The sequence below is a fragment of the Cryptosporangium arvum DSM 44712 genome, assembly GCF_000585375.1.
GTDB classification, from domain to species: domain Bacteria; phylum Actinomycetota; class Actinomycetes; order Mycobacteriales; family Cryptosporangiaceae; genus Cryptosporangium; species Cryptosporangium arvum.
The window spans coordinates 3,208,497-3,232,731 of sequence record NZ_KK073874.1 but is presented as its reverse complement, the minus strand read 5'-3'; the positions used below and the strand labels follow the sequence as shown (position 1 = coordinate 3,232,731).

Below are 24,235 nucleotides of genomic sequence, written 5' to 3'. Positions count from 1 at the left end.
CGGCGTGACTCCGTGCTCGACTTACGTCACGCACGCATGTTCGCCGCGCCTCAGTCGGTCTCCGGGCCGTAGCAGTAGTCGCAGTCGGGCGGGCACTCGGCGGCCGTGCGGCCGCGATCGGCGGGCGGGGTGGAGAGCCGCGCCACCGGACGGGCGGGCCGGCGGGAACCCGACGACGGCAGGGTGCGCGGCGTCGAGACGAGCGTGGACGAGGACATCGGAGCCTCCCAGGGCTTCACACAGCGGTACGGAACGACGGCGCTCAACGGGCAGCCGCCGGAGTGCGGTGGGGATCGGGGTCGATCCGGCCTCGGGCTCACCGGCGCCGGTCGGCCGGTATCGCGCGCTACGAGGACGTCGCCGGGGGTCAACTCGGCGTTCGCAGGCGACGCTACGCCTCACGGTCAACGGAGTCGAGTTCTTACCCGGCGCAGGCGCCAGGACCCTCCCCTAGGGTCGCGGGATGGAGTTCGAGTTCGACGCGACCGTGTGGGAGTGGCGCGGGCCGGCGCCGTACCACTTCGTCTCGATGCCCGGTGAGCACGCGGAGTCGGTGCGCGAGGTCGCCGCGGCCGTCACCTACGGCTGGGGCATGATCCCCGTGCGGGTGCGGTTGGGCCGCACCACCTGGCGTACGTCGATGTTCCCCAAGGACGGCGGGTACGTGCTCCCGCTGCGTGACTCCGTCCGGGCGAAGGAGAAGATCGCTCCGGACGACGTCGTCCGCGTCCATCTGGTCATCGGGCGCGCCAGGGGGTGAGCGCTCGCCAGCGTGCGGGCGTCGGGCGCATGAGCAGCGCGCTGTCGAAGTGCGCCGAGCCGACCGGGAAGCGCTCGGGGTCGGCGAAGAACGTCGAGCTCATCGACGTCACGTCCAGCGGCACCAGTTCGAACCGCTCGGCGAGCAGCTCGACGCCGTCCAGCGTGCCGGGGTGGCGCCCGGCCGACCAGCCGGTCGAGTCCCGGGCGAAGAACGCGGTCGCGGCGTCGACGTCGGCGAAGAGCGAACCCGGCGGCAGCCGGTCGGCGACCGGGCCGGTGAGCGTCACCTCGATGGGGCCGGGCAGGTGGACGTCGACGCGGTCGGGTGCGGCCGTACGGCGGATCCGGGCCTGCTCGTGGACGCCGGGGAACAGCCGTCCGCCGGCCAGCGCGGTGACCGCCGAATCGGTGTGCCGGGAGCGCGGGATGAAAACGCCGTGACCGGGTTCGGGGCCCTCGTCCCACTCGACGGCGATCCGGTGGGCGGCGTTCGCGCTGCGCAGGCCGGCCCGGGCCGGGAGGCCGGCCGGGCGCACGGCCTCCAGCCACAGCAGGCAGATGCCGGCGACCGCGGCGCCGCCGACCAGGCGCGGGCGGAACGGCGCCGGCAGTAGCCGCGCGGCCGCGTCCGGGTCGACCCGGACGTTCACCAGCACGCGCTGGTCGATCCGGCAGTCCACGGTGCGCATCATGGCTTCAGTCTGCGCCTTTTTGAGCGATCGCTCAAGAGACGGTGATCCATCCCGCGCCGTCGCGGTGGAAGCGGTACGAGGCCGGACGGTCAGCGGTCGGCAGGCTGACGACAAGGGCCGGGACCGACACCGTGAACCACGGCGCGACGGGCGCGCACCTGGAGGAACACGGTGACCAGGACACCGAAGACGATGCCCGGGACCGCGCCGAGGAACGGGCGGTCCGCGAACGCCAGGCCGCCGATGCGCCCGAGCCCGCACAGGTAGATCGCCCACAGCGTCCCGGCCAGCGCACTGGCCGCGCCGAACCGGTGCCGCGGGAACGCCAGCCAGCCGGCCGCCAGCGTCGTCGCCGTGCGTCCGCCGGGGAGGAAATGCCCCACCACGATGGCGACGCCACCGCGCCGGCCGAGCGCTCGCCGCGCGCCGTCGAACGCGACCGCGGCCGCGCCCCGCCGCGGGACGCCGAAGCGCCCGACCGCGCGGCGACCGAGCGTGTAGGCGACGAAGTCGCCGGCGACCGCACCGGCGGCGGCGCTGACGGCCAGCAGGATCAGGCTCGGCTCGCCGGAGACCGACAGCGCGCTCAGACAGATGAGCAGCGAGTCCGACGGCAGCGCGGTGAACACCCCGTCGGCGAGCACCACCGACGCCAGGATCACGTACACCCACGGCGACCCGACCACATCGACGACGTATTCCGGCATCCGTCCGCACTCCCCGTGTTCGCGACAACCTGCAAACAAATATTTGCAGGTGCCAAGTCGACGAACAATTGGGGTTCGCCCCGAGTCCGACCCCGAGAGAGGCGATGATCCGAGGCGTGGGGGTGCGTCTGTGAACCGTGACGAACGCTGGCGGCAGTTCTGGGACAAGCAGGCCGGCTCCTACGACCGGCAGATGGGCTTCTGGGACCGGCGGTTCTTCGCCGACACCCGGCCGTGGATCTGCTCGCAGGCGTCCGGCGCCACGCTCGAAGTCGCGATCGGCACCGGCCTGAACCTGCCGCACTACCCCACCGGCGCCCGGCTGACCGGCGTCGAGTGGAGCCCGCAGATGCTCGAACAGGCCCGGCGGCGGGCGGTGAGCCTCGGCCGGAGGATCGATCTCACGATCGGCGACGCCCAGGCACTGCGCTTCGCCGACGACGAGTTCGACACGGTCGTCTGCACGTTCTCGCTCTGCGCGATCCCCGACGAGCGGCGAGCCGTCGACGAGATGGTCCGCGTGCTGCGTCCGGGTGGGCTGCTGTTGCTCGCCGATCACGTCGAAGCCCGGCCGTGGCTCGGCCGCCTCCTGCAGCGCACGCTCGAAGTCGTCACGGTGCCCAGCGCCGGGGAACACTGGCGGCGGCGCCCGATCCGGCACGTCGAAGCGCTCGGCCTCCCGATCGAGCGGCACGAGCGGTTCGCGGCCGGCGTCGTCGAGCGTTTCGCCGCCCGGAAGCCCGCGTAAATCCCGGCAAGGTCCGATCTGGGCGAATCACCACTCCCGAGCGTGAAGTGCTGTCACTATTGGTGCTGGGCCGGCAACCAACTGTTCAATGTTGCGTTGCGGAGGCATCGTGGGCGTCGCCAGCGGGGTACCGAGTGAACGTCGGCCTCGAGGAGCGAACCAGAGGCGGACCTTGGCGTCGCTCGCCCGGGCGGCGCACGAGTATCTCGTCGCCGGGTGGCCGGTGCTGCCGGGGGCGTACTGGTCGCCGCAGACCTGCACCTATCGCTGCGGGCGGCCGGGGTGCGACAACGGCAGCCCGCACCCGGTGGACCGCGGGGTTCCCGGCCGGTGCGGCCAGCGGGTCCCGCTGCGCTCCATCGCGGCCGACGAGGTCGGTCAGTGGTGGAACGACCGGGGGTTCAACCTGATCATGCCGACCGGCGGACCCGGGGCCACCGTGGTGGAGGGGCCGGCGCGGTTCGTCGCCGCGATCGAGGCCCGGCTGGCCGACGACGGGTGCCCATTGGCGCCCGTGCTGGCGTTGCCGACCGGGGAACGGCAGCTGTTCAGCGCGCCGATCCCGGTCGACGACGAGTTGTGGCTGGCCACCGCGATGGGTGGGGCCACGCTGCACGGCGACGGCGGGTGGGTGACGTTGCCGCCGTCGATCGTCAGCGGGGGCAGGCTGCGCTGGGAGCGGGCCCCCGAGACGATCGGGTGGCGGCTCCCACCGGCCACCGCCGTGCGCACCGCGCTGCGCGCCGTCCTGGATCCCGGCCGCGCCGCAGCCTGACGATCCGGGGCCGCACCGCGCCGCGCGCGGCCCCGGGCCTACGACCGAGGCACCGCCACCAGCGCTCCGCTCTCCATCGCCACCCACACCGCGGTGGGTGACACCCATAGACCGTGGGGCTCGTGCCCCGGCAGTGCCCGGATCGTCACCGTGCCGTCGGCCGCGATCCGGGCCAGCTCGCCCGACCCCCAGAGCGTGACCCAGCACCCGCCGGCCCCGTCCGCGGCGACGGCGTGCGGCCGGCTCGTGGCGTCGAACCCGGTGTGGTGCAGGCGGCCGGACGGGTCCACCCGGCCGACACGACCGCCGGCGATGTCGGCGAACCACACTCCTTCCGCGGCCGCGGCGACGCCGACCGGCGCGGAGCCGTCCGGGAGCGCGACGACGTCCACGGACCCGTCGTGCACCCGGACGAGCGCGCCCGCGCCGTTGAGCGCGGCCCACACCGCGCCGTCCGGCCCGACGGTGAGCATCGCCGCGCGGGCGTCGGGGACCGGGAGGTCGACGAGGACCAGCTCGTCGCCGAGCCGCCCGAGCTGGTTGCGGCCGGGCGCGGTGAACCAGATCGTGCCGTCCGGCGCGGCGGCGATGCCGTACGGCGCCGAGCCTTCGGGCAGCGCGGTCACGGTGTGCTCGCCGGACACGTCGCGCCGGCCCAGGGCGTCGCCGGCGGTGTACCAGAGCGCACCGTCGGGGGCGAGGGTCAGCAGCATCGGGCGGTCCGGCAGCGTCTCGTACGACACCTCGCCGTCCCGGACCCTGGCGAGGCCGGGCGGGCTCAGGACCGTCGCCCAGACGGTGCCGTCCGCGTCGCCGGTCACCGCGTACGGTGCACCGGTCAGCACCACTTCGGACATCACAGGCTCCCCTCTTAATGCGACGCATGTAGCATTAACGAGGTGAGTGCTCCTGCGCAACCGGTCGGCCGACCCGGTGGCCGCACCGCCCGGAACCGCCGGGCGGTGCTGGACGCGGTCGCCGACCTCCTGCTGGAGGCCGGCTACGACGGGCTGACGATCGACGCGGTCGCGGCACGCTCCGGGGTGCACCGCACGACCGTGTACCGCCGGTGGCGCGACACCGGCGGGCTGCTCGCCGACGCGCTCGACGCCGCGCGCGAGGTGCCGTGGGAGCCACCGGACACCGGATCGCTGGCCGGCGACCTCACCGAGATCAACCGGCAGATCGTCGCCGCACTGACCGAGGAGCCGTCGATCACGGCGGCGCTGATCGCGGCGTCGTTCCGCTCCCCCGCCGCCGCGGCGGCGCTGCGCTCGTTCTGGGAGGACCGGTACGCCATCGCCGCGATCGTGGTCGAACGGGTCGCGCCCGGCGTACCGGCCCGCCCGGTGCTCCTCGCGTCGTGCGCTCCGGTGTTCTACGAACTGGTGCTGCTGCGCGGCCCGGCCCCCGGCGACGAGCTCGCCGAGCGTTACGCGCGGCTGGCCGCGGCCTCGGTGAGCCGGTCCGGGGCGGCGCCGTAGGCGTCCGGCCGGTCCGGGCGGCGCGTAGGCGTCCGGCCGGTCCGACGCCGCAGCGCCCGCGACGGCGACGGCTGCGGCATCGGACGCCATCGTCCGTTCCGGCACGCTACGTCAGCGGCTGCGCGACCTCGAACGTCGCCCGCATCCGCTCGGTCCAGGTGGTGAGCACGACCGGTGCCCCCGGAAGGCCCAGGCCGGCGAGCTCTTTCGCGAGCGGCCCGTCGCCCAGCGTCAGCTCGACGCCCTCGCCGCCGAACACCACCTGCGACTCGCGCCCGCCCTGGGTGAACGTGGTGCGGTGGGGTTCGCCGCCGATCAGCGAGTAGGCCGTCATCGGCACGGCGGGGGACTCGTCGGTGCCGCCGCGGGGCGTGCGCACCGTGAACGCGTGCTGCCCGTCGACGAAGAGCGCCCAGGTGCTCGACGTCGGCGTGTTCTCGACGTCGATGCGCTCGACGGTCTTCGGGAAGCCCCAGATCGTGCGCCCGGCCTCGCAGGTGAACTCCTGGTTCACCGGCAGGCGGGTGATGAACGTGCCGTCCTCGCCGCCCGACGCCGGGCGGACGAAGAACGTGAACCCGACCTCGTGGTACGCGCCGAGGTCGTTGTCCCGGTAATCCACCAGGACGAGCGCGAAGTGCGCCCGGCCCGGTTCGTTCTCGACGACCCGGAACGCGTCACCCGGGAGTAAGGCCCGGGCCGCGGCGGCGTCCACCTCGTACAGGATCGTCGCGGCCGAAGCGTCGCGGACCTGAACGGGCATCGTGACGGTCTGACCGGCGATGTCATAGCTCGTCATAGAACACGTTCTACCGTAGAACGGCCGTGTGTAGAAGACGTGTAGAGGCGGCTGTCATGTTCTGGCGCGATTGGCACCAGAGTCACGTCCCGGGAGCAGAACCATGACCCGCACCAGGCTGACCCTGCGGCGGCTGGCCACCGCGCTGGGGTTGACCAGGGCCACCGCCGACGACCAGCCCGAACCGCCGACGCAGGTCGTGGCGGTCCTGGTGCCCTCGGGCGCCGGTTTCCGGCTCCGCGCGACCCCCGACGTGCGGGTCCCCGACGGCGCCGGCCGGATCTACCGCACTCCCGACGGCCGGATCGCGCTCGACTGGCACGAGGCGTCCTGAGTCATCCGCGCAGCGGCGCCGGGTCTCCCAGTGCCTCGGCCAGCCGCGGCGGGATCTCGCGCTTGCCGGAGCCGTCGGTGGCGATCACGACGTAGACGGTGCGGGCCGAGCACGTCACCTCGCCGTCGCGGCGCACCTCGAAGTCGAGTGCGAAGCTGGTGCGCCCGATCGTCGCGGTCGACACGGCGACGGCCGGCTCGTCGCCGTACCCCAGGCCGGTCTTCCAGTCCAGTTCGGTCCGCACGACGGCGGCGTCGTAGCCGGAGCCGGTCAACTCGGCGTAGGACAGGCCGCGGTGGGTCAGGAAGGCCGCGAACGCCTCGTCGAAGTACGTCAGATACCAGCCGTTGAACACGACGCCCTGCGCGTCGCACTCCATGTAACGCACTTTGGTGGACCACTCGAACATCCACCACCTCTACCACGCGGCCGCGTCCCGGGGGGGGTCCAGCGGCAGGGAAGGCGGACGCTCAGCCGGGTTCCGGCCCCGCCGTCGATGCTCAGGTGTCCCCGCAGAGCCCGGACGCGGGCGTCGATGCCGGCCACCCCTCCAACTGGTCCACACGTCGGCGTCGAGGAGCGCGAGTACCGCGCTCCCGGCCGCGAGACCGGTGGCCGGCAGCACCGGCCAGACCCCCGGGCGGTCCGGCGCGGGCAACCGCCGGGCCCGGCGGACCAGCGGCACGACGTACCGGGCAGCCAGCACCACCGGCAGACCGGTGACGACGGCAAGCACCCGCCCGTGGAGTGCGCGGTCGGCGAAGTAGCCCGACCAGGCCACGTCGGCGGCGGACCCGTTCCACTCCGGACGCGACACCGGCTCGGCGCGAACTCACCGGCGAGAAGCGTGACGGACGCGGTGACCACCCACCACCGCTCGGCCGGGCGCATGAGCCGCGCGGCCGGATGGGCGAGCTCACCGGCGCCGGTGAGGACGAACGACGCGATCTGCGGGTGGAGCGAGACGAGCGGCCAGGCGCCGCTGTTCCAGGCCGCCACCCGGGCCAGCGAGCCGGGTGACCGCGCCGCGCAGGAGCAGCCCGGCCCGGCCGACCGGCGGAGGGAAGCGGCTCCCCGCGCTCAGCCGCTGACCGCCGGACGGAAGCCGTCGCGCCATGACGTCCGGCGGGGCGACCAGCCGAGCGCGCGGGCCTTCGCGTTCGTCGCGCCGCGGGCCCAGCCCTGGCGGGGCGCGTCGGCGCGCGGCGGGGGCGGTGCGCCCACGGCGGCGCAGAACACCGGCGTCCACCGGTACCCGTCGGCCGGTTCGTCGTCGACCACGTTCACCGCGCCGGGCGGCCAGTCCAGGGCGGCGACCGCGGCCGCCGCGGCGTCGTCGACGTGGACGAAGCTGGTGACGTCGGCGGTGGCGGGCAGGTCACCGGCGCGGGCGCGGGCCGCCTGGCTGCCGTCCGGCCAGTACCAGGTGCCGGGCCCGTAGAACAGGCCGTTGCGCAGGACGACGGCGTGCGTCACCTCGCGCGCGGTGGCCTCCATCGCGGCCACGGCGTCGACGGTGATCCGCCGGGCGGGGCCGGTGCCCGCTGGAATCCCGTCGGGCGCCGGGCCGGTGTCCAGCGGGGTGTCCTCGGACGCCGGGGTCGCGCCGGGCTCGTAGCACCACGCGATGCTCTGCACGATCAGCCGTCCGACACCGGCCGCGCGCGTGGCGTCGACCAGGTTGCGGGTGCCGGCGACGCGGAGCGCCGCGTTGGCCGCCCCGCTTCCCCCGGCGAGATCGGTGAGCTGGTGCATCACCAGGTCGGGTGCGGCCTCGGCGACGGCCAGGCGGGTGGCCTCGGCGTCGAGCACGTCACCGCGGACCGCGTGCGCGCCGACGACCGCGCCCGGCGTGCGCGCCAGCACGGTGACGTCGTGGCCGCCCTCGAGCAGCGCGGGCACGATCCGCCGCCCGAGGACGCCGGTTCCCCCGGCGAGGAAGATCCGCATCACGGATGCCGGAGGTGACGGCGGGCGGCGATCTCGTCCGCGGTGAGGTACGTCAGCATCTCGACGCCCGGCGCGCACACCATCACCGCGAGGAACCGGGCCCACGCGTCGGGCCGGTTGTTCGCGGCCCGGTAGTGCACGACGTCGCCGCCGGGCTCCGAGAACGTGTCGCCGGCCCGCAGCACGCGCGGCGCCTCGCCTTCCAGCTCGAAGATCACCTCGCCCTCGAGGACGTAGCCGAAGACCGGGCCGGAGTGCCGGTGCGGCGGCGACCCGCCGCTGCCCGGTGCGACCTCGACGAGCGCCGTCATCACCCCGGCGTCCGCCGGGAAGTCCGGCCTTTCGACGTCGGCGAGCACCGTGAACCTGTCGTCCATGGCTCGACCGTACGGCCCAGCGGCCCATGGCGATGGGCCACTTGGAATCAGCCTTCGTGGGCCAATTAGCCTCGGGTCCGTGCCCGAACTTCTGCTCGACCTCGGCGGTGCCCGCAGCCGGGCCGCCCTCGAACACCGCGTGCGCGACGCGATCCGCGGTGGCCGGCTGCGTGCCGGCGTCGCGCTGCCGCCGTCCCGCGTCCTCGCCCGCGACCTGGGGCTGGCCCGCAACACGGTGGCCGACGCCTACGCGCAGCTGGTCGCCGAAGGGTGGCTGGTCGCGCGGCAGGGAGCGGGTACCTGGGTCGCCGCGGGCACACCTGGCGCGACCCGTCGCCCGGCGGAGACCCCGGCCGAGCCGGCTACCCGGTTCGACCTCCGCCCCGGCCGCCCCGACGTGGCCTCGTTCCCGCGCACCGCCTGGGCCGCCGCGGGCCGCACCGCGTTGCGCCGCGCCCCGTCGGAGGCGTTCGACTACCCCGATCCGCGGGGCCGCCCGGAGCTGCGTGCCGCGCTGGCCCACTATCTCGGCCGGGTGCGCCAGGTCGACGTCGACGTCGAGCACCTCGTCGTCGTGTCGGGGTACACGCAGGCCGTGGCGCTGGTGGCGGAGATCGTCGGCGGCGGCTCGATCGTGCTGGAGGATCACGGTTTCGGCCACCACCGCTGGATCGTCGAGCGCAGCGGCGCGACCGTCCACTTCGCCGCCGCCGGACGGCCGGACGAGGCTCCCGACGCCGACGCGGTGTTCGTCACCCCCGCCCACCAGTTCCCGCTGGGCGTCGCGCTCGCCCCGGAGCGCCGCCTCGCGCTGCTGGAGCGGGTGCGCCGGACCGGCGGGTTCGTCGTCGAGGACGACTACGACGGCGAGTTCCGCTACGACCGGAAGCCGGTGGGGGCGCTGCAGGGGCTCGACCCGGCCCGGGTGGTCTACGTCGGCACCGCGAGCAAGAGCCTGGCCCCGGCGGTCGGCCTGGCCTGGATGGCCGTACCCGACGCGCTGCTCGACCGCGTCGTCGAGGCCAAGACCGCGGCCGACCGGTTCACCGGCGCGCTGGAACAGCTGACGCTGGCCGAGTTCCTCACCAGCGGCGGGTACGAGCGGCACGTCCGCCGCTCCCGGCTGCGGTACCGCCGCCGGCGCGATCACCTGCTCGCGGCGCTGACGCCCCTGCCGGGCCTGCGGGTCAGCGGGATCGCCGCCGGGCTGCACGCGCTCGTCGAGTTCACCGACGGGCGCACGGCCGACGACGAACCCGCGCTGGTGGCCGCCGCGGCCGCCCACGGTGTGCGGGTGCAGGGGCTGGGCGAGCTCCGGCACGTCGCGGGAACCTACCCGGCGGCCCTGGTGCTCGGCTACGGCACGCCCCCCGATCACGACTACCGGGCCGCCGTCGACGCGGTGGTCTCCGTGCTCGCTACCCGAAGGCCAGCGCGTTCGTCGGGGCGGTGAAGGACTCGGCCGGGAGGCCGGGCAGCACGGCGACGAGCGTCTCGCGGGTGACGTTGATCGGGGTCTTGGTGTCGGGCACCTCGTCGTCGTACTTGTCGGGGTTGGCCAGGAACGACGCCGCGACCAGGTTCGGGGTGAAGCCGATGAACCAGGCGGCGTTGTTGTCGTCGGTGGTGCCGGTCTTGCCCGCCACCGGGCGGTCGATCGCCGCCCCCACGCTGGCCGCGGTGGGGTTGCCGCCCGGGTGCGCGCACGCGAGCCCGACCATCGACTGCTGCCCCACCGGGCACCGCGCCATGTCGGCCGCGGCGTCGGCCACCGACGGGCTGAACGCCTGCCGGCAGCTGGGATCCGCGAGCGACGCGACCTGCTTGCCGCCCTGGTCGCTGATCGACGTCAGCGGCAGCGGCGCGCAGTACGTGCCCCGCGCCGCCACGGTCGCGTACGCGTTCGCCATGTCCAGCGGCGAGACCTGCGCGGTGCCCAGCGTGAACGAGCCCCACGCGGTGGGACTGCGCTGCGCGGCCCGCGCGAGCTGCACGTCCTGGCTGCCGCGCAGCACGACCCCGGCCGACTCCGCCGCCGCGATCGCCGACTTCACCGTCACCGCTTCCTCGAGCTGGATGAAGTACGTGTTCGCGGACTCGCCGAACGCGCTCGACATCGTCTGCTCCCCGGTCATCTTCGGCGAGGCGTTCTTCGGGCAGTACCGGTCGCCGCCCACCGCGCACTCGCCCGGGTACTTCGAGACGTACCGGTCGGGCGCGAACAACTCGTGGCCGAGCGGGATGCCCTTCTGCAGCGCGGCGATCGCGGTGAACATCTTGAACGTCGAGCCGGCCTGGTAGCCCGGCGACATCGACGACCCGCTGAGCAGCGGAACCACGGTCTGGCCGGCCCCGATCCCGAACGCCCGGTTCACCGCCATCGCCTTCACCCGGCCGGTGCCCGGCTCGACCAGCACGACGCCGGTGGCGAACCGTTTGTCCGCGGTGTCCAGCGCCGCGTCGACCTGCTGCTGCGCGGCCTTCTGCATGCCGACGTCGAGCGACGACACGATCGAGTAGCCGCCCTTGCGCAGGTTGTCCACGCGCTCGGCGGTGGTCGGCCCGAACGCCGGGTTCGACTTCCACCAGTCGAGGAACCAGCCGCAGAAGAACCCGTACGCGGTGTCGCCGTTCTCGCACGACTGGGCGCTGGACTTCGGCTGCAGCCCCAGGTCGCTGACGCTCACCGCGTCGGCCTGGGCGCGGGTGACGTACTTCAGCTTCACCATCTGGTTGAGCACGTAGTCACGGCGGTCGATCGCGAACCTGTGGTCGTTCTCCACCGGGTTGTACTGCGTGGGGTTCTGCGCCAGCCCGGCGATCATCGCGGCCTCGGCCAGCGTCAGCTCCGACGGGGGTTTGCTGAAGTACGCCTGCGAGGCGGCGTAGATGCCGTAGCCGCCGTTGCCGAAGTACGTGATGTTCAGGTAGTTCGCGAGGATCTGGTCCTTGTCGAGCTCGTGTTCCAGCGCGATCGCGTACCGGATCTCGCGCAGCTTGCGCCCGGCCGTGTCCTCGGTGGCCAGTCGCTCCTCCGCGGGCGTCTTCGCGCCGTAGCGCAGGCTCGCCCGCACGTACTGCTGGGTGAGCGTGGACGCGCCCTGCGTCGAACTGCCTTGTTTCTGGTTGTTCACGAACGCCCGGACGATGCCCTTGAGGTCGACGCCGCGGTGCTCGTAGAACCGGTTGTCCTCGGCCGCGACCATGGCCTGGCGCATCACCGGCGCGATCTGGTCGAGCGAGACGTTGCGCCGGTTCTCGTCGTAGAACTCGGCGATCTCGGTCCTGCCGTCGCTGGCGTAGAGCGTCGACGCCTGCGGGGCGGGTGGGAGCTCGAGATCGGCCGGCAGGTCGCTGAACGAGTCGGACGCCGACTTGGCCGTCAGGCCGGTGAACCCGGCGGCCGGGAACGCCGCGGCCGCGAGCACGACGCCGGCCAGCAGCCCGCACAGCACCAGCGACGCGATCAGATGCCGGCTCCGTCGAGTCTTCGTCACTCCGTCGCCCCCTCGACCGCCCGGTTCGTGCCCCAGACAGTAAGTCGGCGAACTTAAGAAATTGATGTCCGCTACGGGGTAGCGACGTTGTGCTATGACGACTCTCCGTAGTGGCAAAGCTCACTTTGTGGAACTTGATTGACAGTGTGCTGTCACATAAGATGACAGCACACTGTCAAAGGAGTGCGCCATGACGACCGTTGCCCTGTACGCGACCGACACGATGGCCGACTGGGAGTACGGCTACCTGGTGGCCGGCCTGGCGATGGCCGGGGGCGAGCTGCGGGTGTTCGGCGCACCCGGCGTCACCGAGGTACGCACCATGGGCGGGCTGCGGCTGCTCGTGGAGCCGGCGCCCGAGGAGTTCGACGCGCTCGTGCTGCCCGGCGCCGACACCTGGGAGACCGGGCACGACGAGGTCCTCGAGCTGGCGCGCCGATCGCTCGACGACGGGGTCACGGTGGCGGCCGTCTGCGGCGCGACGTTCGGCCTCGCGCGCGCCGGGCTGCTCGACGACCGGGCGCACACCAGCAACGCGCCCGACTACCTGCCGGACTACCGCGGTGCGCACCGCTACCGGGAGGCCGCGGTGGTCACCGACCGGAACCTGATCACCGCACCGGCCACCGCGCCGATCGACTTCGCCCGCGCGCTGTTCGAGGAGCTGGCGCTGTTCCCCGCGCCGGTCGTCGAGGCCTGGTACGGGCTCTACACCACCGGCGAGCGTCGCTACTACGAGCAGCTGGTGGGCGCGTGAGCACACGGTCGTCGGCCGGTGACGCGCTCACCGACGCCGTGCTTCCGGTGTTCGAGCTCAACGGTGAACTGCTGGCCGCCGCGCGCGACATCAGCGAGCCGGCCGGCCTGACCCCGGCCTGGTGGCAGGTGCTCGGTGCGACGCTCGACCAGCCGCTGAGCGTCTCCGACGTCGCGCGTCGCGTCGGGTTGGGGCTGGCCAGGCAGAGCGTGCAGCGCACGGCCGACCTGCTGGTCGAGAAGGGCTGGGCCACGTACGGCGCGAACCCGCACCACCGCCGGGCGAAACTGCTCTCCCCCACCGACACCGGGCGCGCCACCCTGGAACGGCTGCGCGACGCCCAGCACGCCTGGGCGGACGCGGTCGGCGCGGACGTGGGCGAGGAGGCGCTCCGGGCTTTCGTCGACACCGCGCAGCGCATCGCCGAGGCCTCGCGCGCCTACCGCGCGGGACAGCTCTCCCGACCCGCCGGGAGGTCTGCCCCTCGGGCCCGGGACAGCGGTAGGTGAGGCAGCTGGCCGGGCGCGCTCTCACTTCCGCGGGTGGGCCGGAGTGGCCGGTTAGCGTCCGGCGGCATGAGAGCAGTGCAGTTCGCGCAGTACGGGCCGCCGAGCGTGCTCGAAGTCGTCGAGGTCGCCGAGCCGCACGCGGGACCGGGGGAGGTCCGCGTCGCGGTGCGGGCGTCGGGGCTCTCGACGGGCGAGACGCTGATCCGCTCGGGGGCGATGCGCGCGGTCGTGCCGGCGGTTCTGCCCTGGCGGACCGGGTTCGACGCCGCCGGGGTGGTGGACGAGGTCGGCGCCGGGGTGACCGGGGTGGCGATCGGCGACGCGGTGTTCGGCTGGGTCTCACCCGGCACCCGCGGCGCCAACGCCGAGATCGCCGTGCTCGTGGCGTGGGCTCCGAAACCGGCCGGGTGGAGCTGGGACGAGGCCGGGGGCGCGGCCGGGTCGGTCGAGACGGCCACCCGCGTGCTGGACCGGCTGGCGGTCGGCGACGGCGACACCGTGCTGATCAACGGCGCGGCCGGGGGCGTCGGCACGGTCGCGGTGCAGCTGGCCGTGGCCCGTGGCGCGCGGGTCGTCGGCACCGCCGGCGTGTACAACCACGAGTTCCTGCGGGCCCTCGGCGCGCACCCGACCACCTACGGCCCCGGCCTGACCGAACGGGTGCCGCCGGGCGTCGACGCGGTCTTCGACTGCGCCGGCGGCGCGCTCCCCGACCTGATCGCGCTGGCCGGCGACCCGGACCGGGTCGTCACGATCGCCGACCTCACCGCCCCCGCAGTGGGCGTGCACCTGTCCTCCGGCGGCACCGATCCGCTCGCCGACCACGCGCTCGGCCTCGCGGTGGACCTCGCCGCCCAGGGACGCCTGACCATCCCGGTGGCGGCCACGTTCGGGCTGGAGGAGGCCGCCGCCGCGCACGAACTCAGCGAGGGCCGTCACGCCCCCGGCAAGATCGTGTTCAGCGGGTCGTACCCGCCCGCACCATCTCCACGGTCTTGACGACCCGGTCGGCCCGGGTGGCCTCGCGCTTCGCCTCGGTGACCCACCGGACGAACTCCTTGCGGTGCGAGTAGGCCAGGCCGGTGAACGCGGACTCCGCGGCCGGGTCGGCGGCCAGCGCGGCGGCCAGGTCGGCGGGCACCTCGACGGTGCGCTCCCCCGCGTCGGCCGAGATCTGGACGTCGTAGGTCGCGCCGAGTTCCACGCCTGCCTGCGCGCGGGCGGCCTTGGCCAGGCCGATCATGTTCTCACCGCCCATCCGGGCCAGCCGCAGCGCGAGCGTGACGCCGTTGACCGTGACCGTCACCGGGAACGCCTTCTTCCCGTCCCCGAGTGCGGCGGCCTGCTCATCGGTGAGCACGAACGCTCCGGCCGGGCCCCGGGGCTCGAGGATCGCGCTCAGCCGCAACGTCTGTCCCATGCCGGTGACGTTAACCCAGGTCGTCCGGGCGCCGGGAGGTTCCGGCCGCGTACCGCTCGCGGAAACGCTCCTCGCCAAGCGCCGCGACGGTGGCGTCCCGGACCGCGGCCAGCTCGGCGGCGTCGTCCGGGTCCGGTACCTGGCCGATCGCCGCGAACGCGGCGTCGACGCTTCCCAGCAGTTCCGCGGCGCGCTCGTGGTCGCCCTCGGCGCGGGCCAGCGCGGCCCCGCCGATCGCCAGGTACGCGAGCATCGCCGGGTCGGCGGTGCGCCGGCGGACCGCCGCGAACAGCTCGCGGGCCCGCTCGAGGTCACCGAGGTGCAGCTCGGTGAACGCCAGGTTGTACGACTCGGAGGTCACGGTCTCCGGCCGACCCAGCTCCTCGTTCAGCGCGATGCTCGCCCGGTAGCGCTCCCGCGCGGTGAGGTGGTCGCCGGACAGGCGGGCCACGGCGGCGAGCACGTGCCGCGGCCGTTCCTCCAGAGCCCGGTCGCCCGCGGCCATCGCGACGACGAGCGCGGCCTCGGCCAGCTGCTCGGCCCGGGGCCGGTCCTCCTCGCGGAGGGCCACGCGGGCCAACGCGTAGAGCGCCTCGACCTCGCCCGCCGAATCCCCGGTCGTGCGCGCACGCTCCACTTCGGCCTGCGCCAGCAGGGTCACCGCTGCGGTGTCGCCCCGCCGGAACGCCGCCCGTACCTCCTGCGCGAACCCCATCTGTCGGACCCTAGCCGTACGGTCGCGGTATGGACGAAGCGTTGTCGTTGTTCGAGAGCGAGGGGCCGGCGCGCCCGCTCGCCGATCGGCTGCGTCCGACGACGCTCGGCGAGGTCGTCGGCCAGGCCCACCTGCTGGCGCCCGACGCACCGCTCGGGCGCATGGTGGCCGAGAAGCGCCTGGTCTCGATGATCCTGTGGGGCCCGCCGGGCTGCGGCAAGACGACGATCGCGCGGCTGCTGGCCGAGCGCAGCGACCTCGTCTTCGAGCCGCTCTCGGCCACGTTCTCCGGCGTCGCCGACCTGCGGAGGGTCTTCCAGGCCGCCACCAAGCGCCGCGAGCTGGGCCGGGGCACGCTGCTCTTCGTCGACGAGATCCACCGGTTCAACCGCGCCCAGCAAGACAGTTTCCTGCCCTACGTCGAGGACGGCACGGTCGTGCTGGTCGGCGCCACCACCGAGAACCCGAGCTTCGAACTGAACGGCGCGTTGCTGTCGCGCTGTCAGGTGTTCGTCCTCAAACGCCTGAACGACGACGCCCTGGAGACGCTCGTCGAGCGCGCCGGGCCCGTGCCCCTCACCTCCGACGCCCGTCAGGCCCTGATCGCGCTGTCCGACGGCGACGGCCGCTACCTGCTCAACATGATCGAGCAGCTCCCCACGAGCGGCCCGCCACTCGACGTCGCCCGGCTCGCGGAGCTGGTGCAGAAGCGCGCGCCGCTCTACGACAAGAAGCAGGAAGGGCACTACAACCTGATCTCCGCGCTGCACAAGTCGATGCGCGGCTCCGATCCCGACGCGACGCTGTACTGGCTCGCGCGCATGCTCGAGGGCGGTGAGGACCCGCTCTACGTCGCCCGCCGGCTCGTCCGCTTCGCCACCGAGGACGTCGGGATGGCCGATCCGCAGGCGGTCGCGCAGACGCTCGCCGCCTGGGACGTGTACGAGCGGCTCGGCTCCCCCGAGGGTGAGCTGGCCATCGCCCAGGCGGCGGTCTACCTGGCCACGGCGCCGAAGTCGGTAAGCGTGTACCGCGGCTTCGACGAGGCCCGCGCGGCCGCGCGGCGCACGGGTTCGCTGATGCCGCCCGCGCACATCCTCAACGCCCCCACCGGCCTGATGCGTGACCTCGGCTACGGCGAGGACTACCAATACGACCCCGACACCCCCGACGGCTTCTCGGGCGCGAACTACTTCCCCGACGGCATGGACCGCGAGACGTTCTACCGGCCCACCACGGACGGCAACGAGGCCGGGGTCAGCGAGCGCCTCGCCCGCTGGTCCGCCCTCCGCGAGGACGTGTAGTAGTACTTCAGGCATGCGGCAGAACCCGGCTCGGCGTACCGCGCTGCTCGACGCGGCCATCGAGGTCCTGGCCCGGGACGGGTCACGCGGGCTGACCCTGCGCGCCATCGACAAGGAGGCCGGGGTCCCCACCGGCACCGCGACCAACTACTTCGCCAATCGCGACGAACTGCTCGCGCAGGTCATGCGGCGCACGCGGGAGCGTCTGACGCCCGATCCGGAGGCGCTCGCGGCCACGATGACGCAGGCGCCGTCGCACGCGCTGGCCGGTGAGCTGATGCGCCAGCTGCTCGATCGTCAGCGCGCGGACCGGTCGAGCAACCTCGCGATGCTCGAGCTGCGGCTGGAGGCCACCCGCCGCCCCGATCTCTACGCCGAGCTCAGCGGCTTTCTCGCGGCCGAGCACCGGGAGCTCGTCGACTACCACGTGGCGGCCGGGCTCCCCGGCGACCGCACCGGCGTCGCGTTGCTGTACTTCGCGATGTTCGGCCTGGTCGTGGACTCGTTGACGATGCCGGCGATCGTCGAGGGCTACGACACCGACGCACTGATCCAGGAGCTCGTCGAGCACGTGCTAGATTCGTAACCACTTCAAGTGCAGTGGTTAGGACGTCATGCGAAAACTGGTCTACTACGTCGGCGTCAGCATCGACGGGTACATCGCCGGCCCCGACGGATCGTTCGACTTCTTCCCGCTCGGCGAGGACCTGGCCGGGTGGATCGGCGCGAACCTCCCGGAGACGCTGCCGACGCACGCCCGGGCGCACTTCGGGGTCGGGAACGCCGCCAACAAGCGGTTCGACACGGTGGTGATGGGGCTGGGCACCTACCGGCCGGCGCTCGACGCCGGCATCGCGAGCCCGTACGGGCACCTGCGCCAGTACGTCGTCTCGAGCACGCTCGGCGGGATCGCCGACCCGGCGGTCGAGCTGGTCGGCCGCGACCCGGTGGCGCTGGTACGTGCGCTGAAGGCCGAGGAGTCCCCGTTCGACGTCTGGCTGGCCGGCGGGGGCACGCTCGCGGCGGCCGTCCTCCCGGAGATCGACGAGCTGGTCATCAAGAGCTACCCGATCGTCGTCGGCGACGGCATCTCCGCCTTCACCGGCGCGTTCGGCCCCACCGCGTTCACGCCCGCGCACCGCGAGACCTTCGCCTCCGGCTCCACCGTGACGCACTACGCCCGGACGTGACCTACGGCTTCTGACGCTGCCGCCGGAAGGCCCCGGGCGTCGTGCCGCGATCGCGGAGGAACGCGCGGGTGAACGACGGCACCGACCGGTAGCCCACCCGGGCGGCGACGGCCTCGACCGGGTCACGGGTGTCGCGCAGCCGGGAAGCGGCCAGATCCATGCGCCACTGGGTGACGTACGCCGCCGGGCTGCGACCCATGGCCGCCTGGAAGCGCCGCGCCAGCGTCGCCCGGGAGACGTTCAGCGCGGCGGCCAGCGTGGCGGCCGACCAGTCCCCGGCCGGATCGGCGTGCACTCGTTCCACGGCGTCCCGCACGATCGGGTCGTCGGCCCAACCCAGCCAGCCACCGCGCCGGTGCTCCGGCTGCCGGGCCAGCCAGGCCCGGACCAGCTGGATCAGGATGAGGTCGACCAGGCTGTCGACGACGGCCGTGGTGGCGAGTTGCGGGTGGGAGAGCTCGCGGCCGAGGAGCCGCACGACGTCGTCCAGGTACGCCGCCCCGGGCTCGCCGCCCTCGACGTGCAGGAAATCGGGTAGCTCGTCGAGGACCTGCGTCCTGGTGACGTGGTTGCAGTCGTAGTAGACGGTGAAGATCCGCGTGCGCGGCGGGCCGGAACCGAGGCGCAGGCACTGACCGGCGCCGCCGCGAGCCGGGATCGGTACCGGTTCGCCACCGGGGTCGTCACCCAGCCGGTGCTTCGCGCCGATCGGCAGCATGACGACGTCGCCCGCCGCCAGGTCCACGTGCCGCCCGTCGTCGGTCACGAGCGAAGCGCCGCCGCTGAGTACCGCGTGGGTGGCGATGCCCGGGTGGCCCGACACCTCCGCGCTCCACCGGCTGCCCGCCTCGATGCGCGTCCCCACGGTGCCCTTCAGGCCGGAGAGACGCAGTACCTCGGTGACCGGATCCACGCAGCCACCGTAGCAACGTGCGCCGATCGGATAAGAAAAAAGCAGAATTTGAGCATCGTCTGGTGCGGGGTACGCGCCATAACGTGAAGTCATGACGCTATCGGGATCTACCGCGCTGGTCACCGGTGTCGGGGCCGGAAACCTCGGGCATCACTTCGTCCAGCAGCTGCTCGATCGGGGTGCGAGGCGGGTCTACGCCACGGCCCGCCGCCCCGAGCTGATCGACGCGCCCGGAGCCCACGTGCTGCGGCTCGACCTCACCGACCACGCGTCGATCGCCGCGGCGGCGGCGACGGCGCACGACGTCGATCTGCTGATCAACAACGCCTCGATGTCCTCGCCCGGGCTCGCCCTCGCCGACGGCGACCCGGACCTGATCCGCCGCCAGTTCGACACCAACGTCTTCGGCACGCTCCAGATGGTGCGCGCGTTCGCGCCGGTGCTGGCCGCGAACGGCGGCGGGGCCGTGCTCAACGTGCTGTCGGCCGCGGCCTGGGCGACCTCCGACGGCCTCCACGTCTACGCCGCCTCCAAGGCCGCCCTGTGGAGCATGACCAACAGCCTGCGCGACGAGCTGTCCGGCGCGGGGACGTTCGTCAGCGGCCTCGTCTTCGGCATGGCCTCGACTCCGGTGCTGAAGGCGTTCGCCGACGCCGTCGCCGGGGCAGGAGCGCTGGACGCGCTGATGACCGACCCGGCCGTGATCGTGGACCGGGCGCTGCGTGGCCTCGAATCGGGCCGTACCGAGATCCTGGCCGATCAACTCGCGGTCGACGCGAAGGCCGCGCTGTCGGGCGAGGGTCCTTCGGTCTACGCGACCCTGCTGGGCCAGTAACAACGGCGGCCCGTCGGCGCGAGGGGCGCCGGCGGACCGCCGTCAGGGGCGCGACCGGGGGTGTCGCGGGTCGGTGGGGCCTAGCGGGTGCCGTACATCGCGGCGAGGCCCTTGTAGTCGCCGAGGCCGAGCGTGCGCTTGCCGACCGAGCAGGCCGAGAGGGCCGGGGTCATGACCGCGCTGGCGTGGGCGGTCTGGTCGACGTGGTTGAGGCCCAGCGAGTGGCCCCGCTCGTGCAGGACGACCGACTGCAGGTCGTAGGCGTTGGCGCAGTTCGCGGTCGAGGTGAAGAACTTGTACTGGGTGTTGAGCGCGGTGTCGGTGCCGGTCACCGTCTTGGCGCCGTTGACGGTCTTGTAGTACGTGCAGGTCATCCCGAGCCACTTGCCGTTGCCGGCGACCCAGCCGATGACGTTGCGGCCGTCGTTGCCGATGCAGTTGCCGGCCGCGCCGACCTGCACGGCGGCGGAGGTCTGGCCGCCGTAGTTCGCCGCGAGGCCGATCGTGCGCTGGCCGCAGGCCGAGGAGAGGGCGGTCGTGCCGGAGGTGACCGCGGCGGCGGCGGTGCCGGAGAGCGCGGCGGGGGTACCGGCCGGGTTGTAGTACCAGGTGAAGCTGGGAAGCTTCCAGCCGGCCAGGGCGTAGGCGCTGTCGGTGCAGGTCTTGGCGGCGTCGGCGCGGGTGGTGATCGCGTTCGCGGCCTGCGCGACGGAGTGCTCGTGCTTGTCGGTCTTGACGACGACCGAGCCGTCGGCCGAGCGGCTGACGGTGATCGAGAGGTCCCCGGAGGTGCTCTGCGCGGCGGCCTGGACACCCTCGCCGGCGGCGGGGATGCGAACCGTGAGGCCCTGGTAGCGAACGTCGGTGCCGTCGGTGGCGACCGCGGAGACGTCGGTCCCGGCGTCGGCGGCGACCAGCGTGACGCGGGCCGGAGCGGCGGAGACGGCAGCGGGGGCGGTGGCGATGCCTGCGCCGACCGCCACGGTGGCGGCCACGGCAGCGAGCGCGGCGACCGTGGTGGTCGGGGCGAGGGCGGACCGGAGAGGCAGCAGGTTACGCATGCCACCCATGTCGGAAGCCCCCAGTGCGGGAGCCGGTGCGGAAAAGTTTCCGATCAGGAGCCCTCACGAGCCGCGGGCCGGCCCCCGTCGGAGCCGGCCCGCACGAGGGCCGGCCCGCACGAGGGCCGGCCCGCACGAGGGCCGGCCGCGCGTGGTCTCACACCTCGATCGGCACCTCGTAGACCTCGGCGGTCGGGTGACCGGCGCGCTCGTGAACACGCATGATCGCCTCCTTGCTCGGGCCGTGCGCGAGGCAGAACACCTTGCCGCTCTCCGGGTCGAGCCAGGCCCGCTCGAAGTGCACGCCCTCGTCCGCCTCGATCGCGAGGTCGGCCTCGTGGGCCTCCTTCAGCTGCTCCGCGGTGACTCCGACGAAGCCGCTGTGCACGTCGATGAACGTCGCCATTGCTGTTCCTTTCGTTGGTGGGTTCAGCGTCGCGGCGGCGAGCGTGTCCGACATCGGTCAGACCACCTAGAGAGGCTCCGTTTCGGCCTAGGTTCTCCGGGCATGGGGATGCGGTCGGAGGCCTGCCTCTGCCCGGTGCTGATCGGCCGGGGCGGCCTGGTCGAACACGCCGGCCGGCGCACCGGCGAGATGCTCGACGGCGCCGGAGGGATGCTGTTCCTGGCCGGTGAGGCCGGCATCGGCAAGACGCGGCTGCTCGCCGAGATCGTCGAGCGCGCGGCCGCCCGGGGTGCGCGGATCGCGCGGGCGGGTGCGTTCCCCCGCGACGCCGAGGTGGCCGGTGGCCTGCTGCTCGGCCTGACGACGAGCCTCGGCCCGCTCGGCCACCCGGCCGGCGCGCTGGCCGAGCGATTCCGCGGTGCGGTCACCGGGGGCAGCGCGGACGGCACCCGGTGGCGGCGGTTACTGGTCCACGACGCGGCCGACGCGCTCGTCGCCGCGGACGAGCCGCTGGTGATCGCGCTCGAGGACCTGCACTGGGCCGACGAGCTGTCGCTGGACGTCCTGGACCGGGCGGCACCGCGCCTGCGCACCGCGCCCGTTCTCGTGGTGGCGACCTACCGCAGCGACGAGCTCTTCCCGCACTCGGCGCTGCGGACCTGGCGCACCCGGCTGCTGACCGGCCGCGCCGCCGAGGAACTGCGGCTGCCCCGCCTCGACCGGGACGCGACCGCGCGGATGGTCGCCGCGATCCTCGGCTCCGTCCCGGGTGACCGGTCGGCGGCGGCGTTGTTCGAGCGCAGCGACGGGATCCCGCTGCACGTCGAGGAACTGCTCGCGGCGGCCGGAGCCGACGGCGCCGGGCCCTGCCAGTCGACCGCGCCCACCGTCCGGCTGCCCGACACGCTCGCCGACGCCGTGCTGGGTCGCTCGCGCGAGCTGTCCGAGGACTCGCTCGCGGTGGCCGCCGCCGCGGCCACGATCGGTCGTCGTTTCGACGTCGACCTGCTCACCGCGGTGACCGGGACGTCGCCCGAGCACGTGGACGCCGCGCTCCAGGTTCTCCGCGACCGGTTCTTCGTCTCCCCGGGTGCGGACGGCACCGGCTACGACTTCCGGCACGCGCTGATCCGCGACGCGCTCTACGACGCCCTTCCCCCGCACCGCCGGCGCTTCCTGCACGCCCGCGTCGCCGACGCCGCCCGCGACGCCGGGTTCGGCGACGCGTTCCTCTCCGACCACTACGAGCGCGCCCACCAACACCGGGCGGCGTTCACCAGTGCCCTCGCCGCCGCCCGGCACGCCACCGCGATGTCGGCCCACGTCGAGGCGACCGCGCTCTACCGCCGGGCCCGGCGCACGATGCCCGCGGACACCCCGGACGACGTGCGCGGCGACCTGCTGACCGCGCTCTCGATCGAGCTGATCGCGATCGACGACGTGCCCGGCGCCGAAGCGACGCTCACCGACGCCTACGCCCACCGGCTGGCGCAGGACGAGACGATCCAGGCCGCGAAGCTGGTCCCGGCGCTGGTCACCGCGCGCCATCGACTCGGAGCCGACCTCGGATACCGGGTGGGGCTGCTGCGTGAGGGCCTCCGGCTGATCGACGAACGCACCGACACCACCGCCGAGCACGTCCGCGCCCGGCTGCTCGCCGCGATGTCGGCCGTGTACATGTTCGACCGGCGTCTCGACGAGTCCCTCACCCACGGCGAGGCCGCCCGGGCGCTGGCCACCGCGCTCGGCGACGACCGGACGCGCTGGTCGGTGGATGCCACGATCGCCCCGGTGCTTCTCTTCGCCGGCCGGATGGACGAGGGCTGGGAACTGGCCGACTCGACGATCGCCGAGACGCTCGCGGCCGACGCCGAGCCGGAGGCCAGCCGCGCGTACCAGATGGTCGGCAGCTCCGCGGCGGTGCTCGTCGAGTACGACGCCGCCGACCGCTACCTCGACGCGGGTATCGCCTACGCCGAGCGCACCGAACAGTTCGGCGACCGCAACTACATGCTCGCGATGCGGGCCCGGGTGCAGTGGGCGACCGGCGCCTGGGCCGACGCCCGGCCCAACGCCGAGCGCGCGCTCGCCGACTTCGGCGACACCGTCCTGACCCGGATCCTGGCGCTCCAGGTGCTCGGGTTCCTCGCGATCGGGCGCGGCGACGGGGCCGCGGCGCGTGAACACCTCGACGCCGCGTACGGCGTCGGCACCGAACTGCGCGAGGTGCAACGGCTCTCGCCGACGATCTGGGGCCTGGCCGAGCTCGCGCTCCGGGGCGGGGACACCGTCGCGGCGCGGGCCCGGTGCGAGGAGGGCCTGGCGGCGTCCGAGCAGGTCGGCGACGCGGCGTACCTGTTCCCGTTCGTGGTCACCGGCGTCCGGGCGTACCTGGCGGACAACGACCCGACCCGCGCCCACGTGTTCCTCGGCCGGTGCGCCACGCTCCTGGAGAAGCGGAGCATCCCCGGCACGCTGCCCGCCCTCGACCACGCCGAAGGGTTGTTGCACCTGCACGAGGGTCAGACCGGCAAGGCACGCGTCGCGCTCGAGGCCGCGGGCGCGGAGTGGGACCGGCGCCGGCAGTTCTGGGAGGGCACGCAGGCGTTGCTCGACCAGGCCCGCTGCGCGCACCGCTCCCGCCGACCGGCCGACGCCACCGCGCTCGCGCGGACGGCGCGCGACCGGGCGACGTCCGCCGGAGCGGTCGTCCTGACCGGAGCCGCCGACGACCTGCTGGCCGCGATCGGCACCCGCGAGCCCTCCGGACCACCCGGGCTGACGCCCCGGGAGATCGAGGTGGCGCGGCACATCGCCGCCGGGGCGACGAACCGCGAGATCGCGACCGCGCTGACGATCTCCCCGAAGACCGTCGCCGCGCACGTCGAACACATCCTGACCAAGCTCCGGGCGACCCGGCGCACCCAGATCGCGTCCTGGGTGCACGTCACGGCCGCGCGAAGCGACGCGGACCCGCCGGATCGCACCGGCTGAGCGGGG

Annotated in this window: 29 protein-coding genes; 14 read left to right on the top strand and 15 right to left on the bottom strand. The window is 73.7% G+C overall.

Going from position 1 to position 24,235, the window contains the following annotated elements; all coding sequences use genetic code 11:
- Nucleotides 1-50: 50 nt before the first annotated feature.
- The gene (locus tag CRYAR_RS15190) at nucleotides 51-218 is read right to left on the bottom strand and encodes a hypothetical protein (protein WP_157017693.1); all 168 of its coding nucleotides are present in this window, start codon (nucleotides 216-218) and stop codon (nucleotides 51-53) included.
- Nucleotides 219-463: 245 nt separating this feature from the next.
- On the opposite strand from CRYAR_RS15190, the gene CRYAR_RS15185 reads away from it, so the two are divergent.
- A complete protein-coding gene (locus tag CRYAR_RS15185; protein ID WP_035851479.1) occupies nucleotides 464-760 on the top strand; it encodes a DUF1905 domain-containing protein in 297 nt (98 codons plus the stop codon).
- On the opposite strand, the gene CRYAR_RS15180 is transcribed toward CRYAR_RS15185, so the two are convergent.
- Both CRYAR_RS15180 and CRYAR_RS15175 read right to left on the bottom strand, forming a co-directional pair.
- Nucleotides 738-1,454, bottom strand: a complete 717-nt coding sequence (locus tag CRYAR_RS15180) for a hypothetical protein (protein WP_211247454.1) — start codon at nucleotides 1,452-1,454, stop codon at nucleotides 738-740. The genes CRYAR_RS15185 and CRYAR_RS15180 overlap by 23 nt on opposite strands.
- Before the next feature lie 89 nt (nucleotides 1,455-1,543).
- Entirely contained in the window at nucleotides 1,544-2,161 is a 618-nt protein-coding gene (locus tag CRYAR_RS15175; protein WP_051570244.1) for a DedA family protein, read from the bottom strand.
- A 130-nt stretch (nucleotides 2,162-2,291) separates the two neighbouring features.
- Here CRYAR_RS15175 and CRYAR_RS15170 point away from each other — a divergent pair, with 130 nt between their 5' ends.
- Nucleotides 2,292-2,909, top strand: coding sequence for a class I SAM-dependent methyltransferase (locus tag CRYAR_RS15170; protein WP_035851478.1), 618 nt, complete (start codon nucleotides 2,292-2,294; stop codon nucleotides 2,907-2,909).
- A gap of 172 nt (nucleotides 2,910-3,081) precedes the next feature.
- On the top strand, nucleotides 3,082-3,684 hold the full coding sequence (locus CRYAR_RS15165) for a bifunctional DNA primase/polymerase (protein ID WP_035851477.1): 603 nt from the start codon (nucleotides 3,082-3,084) through the stop codon (nucleotides 3,682-3,684).
- A gap of 38 nt (nucleotides 3,685-3,722) precedes the next feature.
- On the opposite strand, the gene CRYAR_RS15160 is transcribed toward CRYAR_RS15165, so the two are convergent.
- Nucleotides 3,723-4,541, bottom strand: coding sequence for a Vgb family protein (locus CRYAR_RS15160; RefSeq protein WP_035862642.1), 819 nt, complete (start codon nucleotides 4,539-4,541; stop codon nucleotides 3,723-3,725).
- Between the two features lie 42 nt (nucleotides 4,542-4,583).
- Between CRYAR_RS15160 and CRYAR_RS15155 the strand changes: the two genes are divergently transcribed.
- Complete coding sequence (locus CRYAR_RS15155; protein ID WP_084700511.1) at nucleotides 4,584-5,168, top strand: TetR/AcrR family transcriptional regulator; 585 nt, start codon at nucleotides 4,584-4,586, stop codon at nucleotides 5,166-5,168.
- A gap of 106 nt (nucleotides 5,169-5,274) precedes the next feature.
- Here CRYAR_RS15155 and CRYAR_RS15150 read toward each other — a convergent pair whose 3' ends face one another.
- Entirely contained in the window at nucleotides 5,275-5,967 is a 693-nt protein-coding gene (locus tag CRYAR_RS15150) for an acetoacetate decarboxylase family protein (protein WP_035851475.1), read from the bottom strand.
- Between the two features lie 103 nt (nucleotides 5,968-6,070).
- Between CRYAR_RS15150 and CRYAR_RS15145 the strand changes: the two genes are divergently transcribed.
- Nucleotides 6,071-6,301 (top strand): hypothetical protein, encoded by a 231-nt coding sequence (locus CRYAR_RS15145; protein ID WP_035851474.1) that lies wholly within the window; start codon nucleotides 6,071-6,073, stop codon nucleotides 6,299-6,301.
- A gap of 1 nt (nucleotide 6,302) precedes the next feature.
- Here CRYAR_RS15145 and CRYAR_RS15140 read toward each other — a convergent pair whose 3' ends face one another.
- The 4 genes from CRYAR_RS15140 to CRYAR_RS15125 form a co-directional block, all read right to left on the bottom strand.
- Nucleotides 6,303-6,710, bottom strand: a complete 408-nt coding sequence (locus tag CRYAR_RS15140) for an acyl-CoA thioesterase (RefSeq protein ID WP_035851472.1) — start codon at nucleotides 6,708-6,710, stop codon at nucleotides 6,303-6,305.
- A gap of 9 nt (nucleotides 6,711-6,719) precedes the next feature.
- Nucleotides 6,720-7,118: a hypothetical protein gene (locus CRYAR_RS15135; protein WP_035851470.1), complete on the bottom strand. Its 399-nt coding sequence runs from the start codon at nucleotides 7,116-7,118 to the stop codon at nucleotides 6,720-6,722.
- Between the two features lie 263 nt (nucleotides 7,119-7,381).
- Entirely contained in the window at nucleotides 7,382-8,251 is an 870-nt protein-coding gene (locus CRYAR_RS15130; RefSeq protein ID WP_035851468.1) for an NAD-dependent epimerase/dehydratase family protein, read from the bottom strand.
- Nucleotides 8,251-8,628, bottom strand: a complete 378-nt coding sequence (locus CRYAR_RS15125) for a cupin domain-containing protein (protein ID WP_035851466.1) — start codon at nucleotides 8,626-8,628, stop codon at nucleotides 8,251-8,253. The genes CRYAR_RS15130 and CRYAR_RS15125 overlap by 1 nt, the downstream gene beginning before the upstream one ends.
- A 79-nt stretch (nucleotides 8,629-8,707) precedes the next feature.
- On the opposite strand from CRYAR_RS15125, the gene pdxR reads away from it, so the two are divergent.
- Nucleotides 8,708-10,081 carry a MocR-like pyridoxine biosynthesis transcription factor PdxR gene (pdxR, locus tag CRYAR_RS15120; protein ID WP_245620460.1) on the top strand — a complete coding sequence of 458 codons (1,374 nt, stop codon included), beginning with the start codon at nucleotides 8,708-8,710 and terminating at the stop codon, nucleotides 10,079-10,081.
- Here the strand turns inward: pdxR and CRYAR_RS15115 are convergent.
- Nucleotides 10,047-12,125: a transglycosylase domain-containing protein gene (locus CRYAR_RS15115; RefSeq protein WP_035851465.1), complete on the bottom strand. Its 2,079-nt coding sequence runs from the start codon at nucleotides 12,123-12,125 to the stop codon at nucleotides 10,047-10,049. The two genes, pdxR and CRYAR_RS15115, sit on opposite strands and share 35 nt — an antisense overlap.
- A gap of 190 nt (nucleotides 12,126-12,315) precedes the next feature.
- On the opposite strand from CRYAR_RS15115, the gene CRYAR_RS15110 reads away from it, so the two are divergent.
- From CRYAR_RS15110 to CRYAR_RS15100, 3 genes are all read left to right on the top strand, one after another.
- On the top strand, nucleotides 12,316-12,882 hold the full coding sequence (locus tag CRYAR_RS15110) for a DJ-1/PfpI family protein (RefSeq protein WP_035851464.1): 567 nt from the start codon (nucleotides 12,316-12,318) through the stop codon (nucleotides 12,880-12,882).
- Entirely contained in the window at nucleotides 12,879-13,391 is a 513-nt protein-coding gene (locus tag CRYAR_RS15105; protein ID WP_035851463.1) for a MarR family winged helix-turn-helix transcriptional regulator, read from the top strand. The genes CRYAR_RS15110 and CRYAR_RS15105 overlap by 4 nt, the downstream gene beginning before the upstream one ends.
- 66 nt (nucleotides 13,392-13,457) lie before the next feature.
- Complete coding sequence (locus tag CRYAR_RS15100) at nucleotides 13,458-14,390, top strand: NADP-dependent oxidoreductase (protein WP_051570242.1); 933 nt, start codon at nucleotides 13,458-13,460, stop codon at nucleotides 14,388-14,390.
- Here the strand turns inward: CRYAR_RS15100 and CRYAR_RS15095 are convergent.
- Nucleotides 14,350-14,811, bottom strand: coding sequence for a YdeI/OmpD-associated family protein (locus tag CRYAR_RS15095; protein ID WP_035851460.1), 462 nt, complete (start codon nucleotides 14,809-14,811; stop codon nucleotides 14,350-14,352). The two genes, CRYAR_RS15100 and CRYAR_RS15095, sit on opposite strands and share 41 nt — an antisense overlap.
- Nucleotides 14,812-14,821: 10 nt before the next feature.
- On the bottom strand, nucleotides 14,822-15,526 hold the full coding sequence (locus tag CRYAR_RS15090) for a hypothetical protein (RefSeq protein ID WP_035851458.1): 705 nt from the start codon (nucleotides 15,524-15,526) through the stop codon (nucleotides 14,822-14,824).
- 29 nt (nucleotides 15,527-15,555) lie between these two features.
- Between CRYAR_RS15090 and CRYAR_RS15085 the strand changes: the two genes are divergently transcribed.
- From CRYAR_RS15085 to CRYAR_RS15075, 3 genes are read left to right on the top strand one after another with little or no spacing between them, the layout of a single operon-like run.
- Complete coding sequence (locus tag CRYAR_RS15085; protein WP_035851457.1) at nucleotides 15,556-16,830, top strand: replication-associated recombination protein A; 1,275 nt, start codon at nucleotides 15,556-15,558, stop codon at nucleotides 16,828-16,830.
- Nucleotides 16,831-16,843: 13 nt separating this feature from the next.
- Nucleotides 16,844-17,416: a TetR/AcrR family transcriptional regulator gene (locus tag CRYAR_RS15080; RefSeq protein ID WP_035851456.1), complete on the top strand. Its 573-nt coding sequence runs from the start codon at nucleotides 16,844-16,846 to the stop codon at nucleotides 17,414-17,416.
- Between the two features lie 28 nt (nucleotides 17,417-17,444).
- Entirely contained in the window at nucleotides 17,445-18,020 is a 576-nt protein-coding gene (locus tag CRYAR_RS15075) for a dihydrofolate reductase family protein (RefSeq protein WP_035851453.1), read from the top strand.
- Between the two features lies 1 nt (nucleotide 18,021).
- Here CRYAR_RS15075 and CRYAR_RS15070 read toward each other — a convergent pair whose 3' ends face one another.
- Nucleotides 18,022-18,933 carry an AraC family transcriptional regulator gene (locus CRYAR_RS15070; RefSeq protein ID WP_035851450.1) on the bottom strand — a complete coding sequence of 304 codons (912 nt, stop codon included), beginning with the start codon at nucleotides 18,931-18,933 and terminating at the stop codon, nucleotides 18,022-18,024.
- Nucleotides 18,934-19,024: 91 nt separating this feature from the next.
- On the opposite strand from CRYAR_RS15070, the gene CRYAR_RS15065 reads away from it, so the two are divergent.
- Nucleotides 19,025-19,768: an SDR family NAD(P)-dependent oxidoreductase gene (locus CRYAR_RS15065; protein WP_035851446.1), complete on the top strand. Its 744-nt coding sequence runs from the start codon at nucleotides 19,025-19,027 to the stop codon at nucleotides 19,766-19,768.
- Nucleotides 19,769-19,848: 80 nt separating this feature from the next.
- Here CRYAR_RS15065 and CRYAR_RS43060 read toward each other — a convergent pair whose 3' ends face one another.
- Together CRYAR_RS43060 and CRYAR_RS15055 are read right to left on the bottom strand one after the other, a co-directional pair.
- Entirely contained in the window at nucleotides 19,849-20,829 is a 981-nt protein-coding gene (locus CRYAR_RS43060) for a matrixin family metalloprotease (RefSeq protein ID WP_169745032.1), read from the bottom strand.
- A gap of 157 nt (nucleotides 20,830-20,986) precedes the next feature.
- Nucleotides 20,987-21,235, bottom strand: coding sequence for an SCO4226 family nickel-binding protein (locus tag CRYAR_RS15055; protein ID WP_035851442.1), 249 nt, complete (start codon nucleotides 21,233-21,235; stop codon nucleotides 20,987-20,989).
- Between the two features lie 102 nt (nucleotides 21,236-21,337).
- On the opposite strand from CRYAR_RS15055, the gene CRYAR_RS15050 reads away from it, so the two are divergent.
- Nucleotides 21,338-24,229: an ATP-binding protein gene (locus CRYAR_RS15050; RefSeq protein ID WP_035851437.1), complete on the top strand. Its 2,892-nt coding sequence runs from the start codon at nucleotides 21,338-21,340 to the stop codon at nucleotides 24,227-24,229.
- Nucleotides 24,230-24,235: the final 6 nt, after the last annotated feature.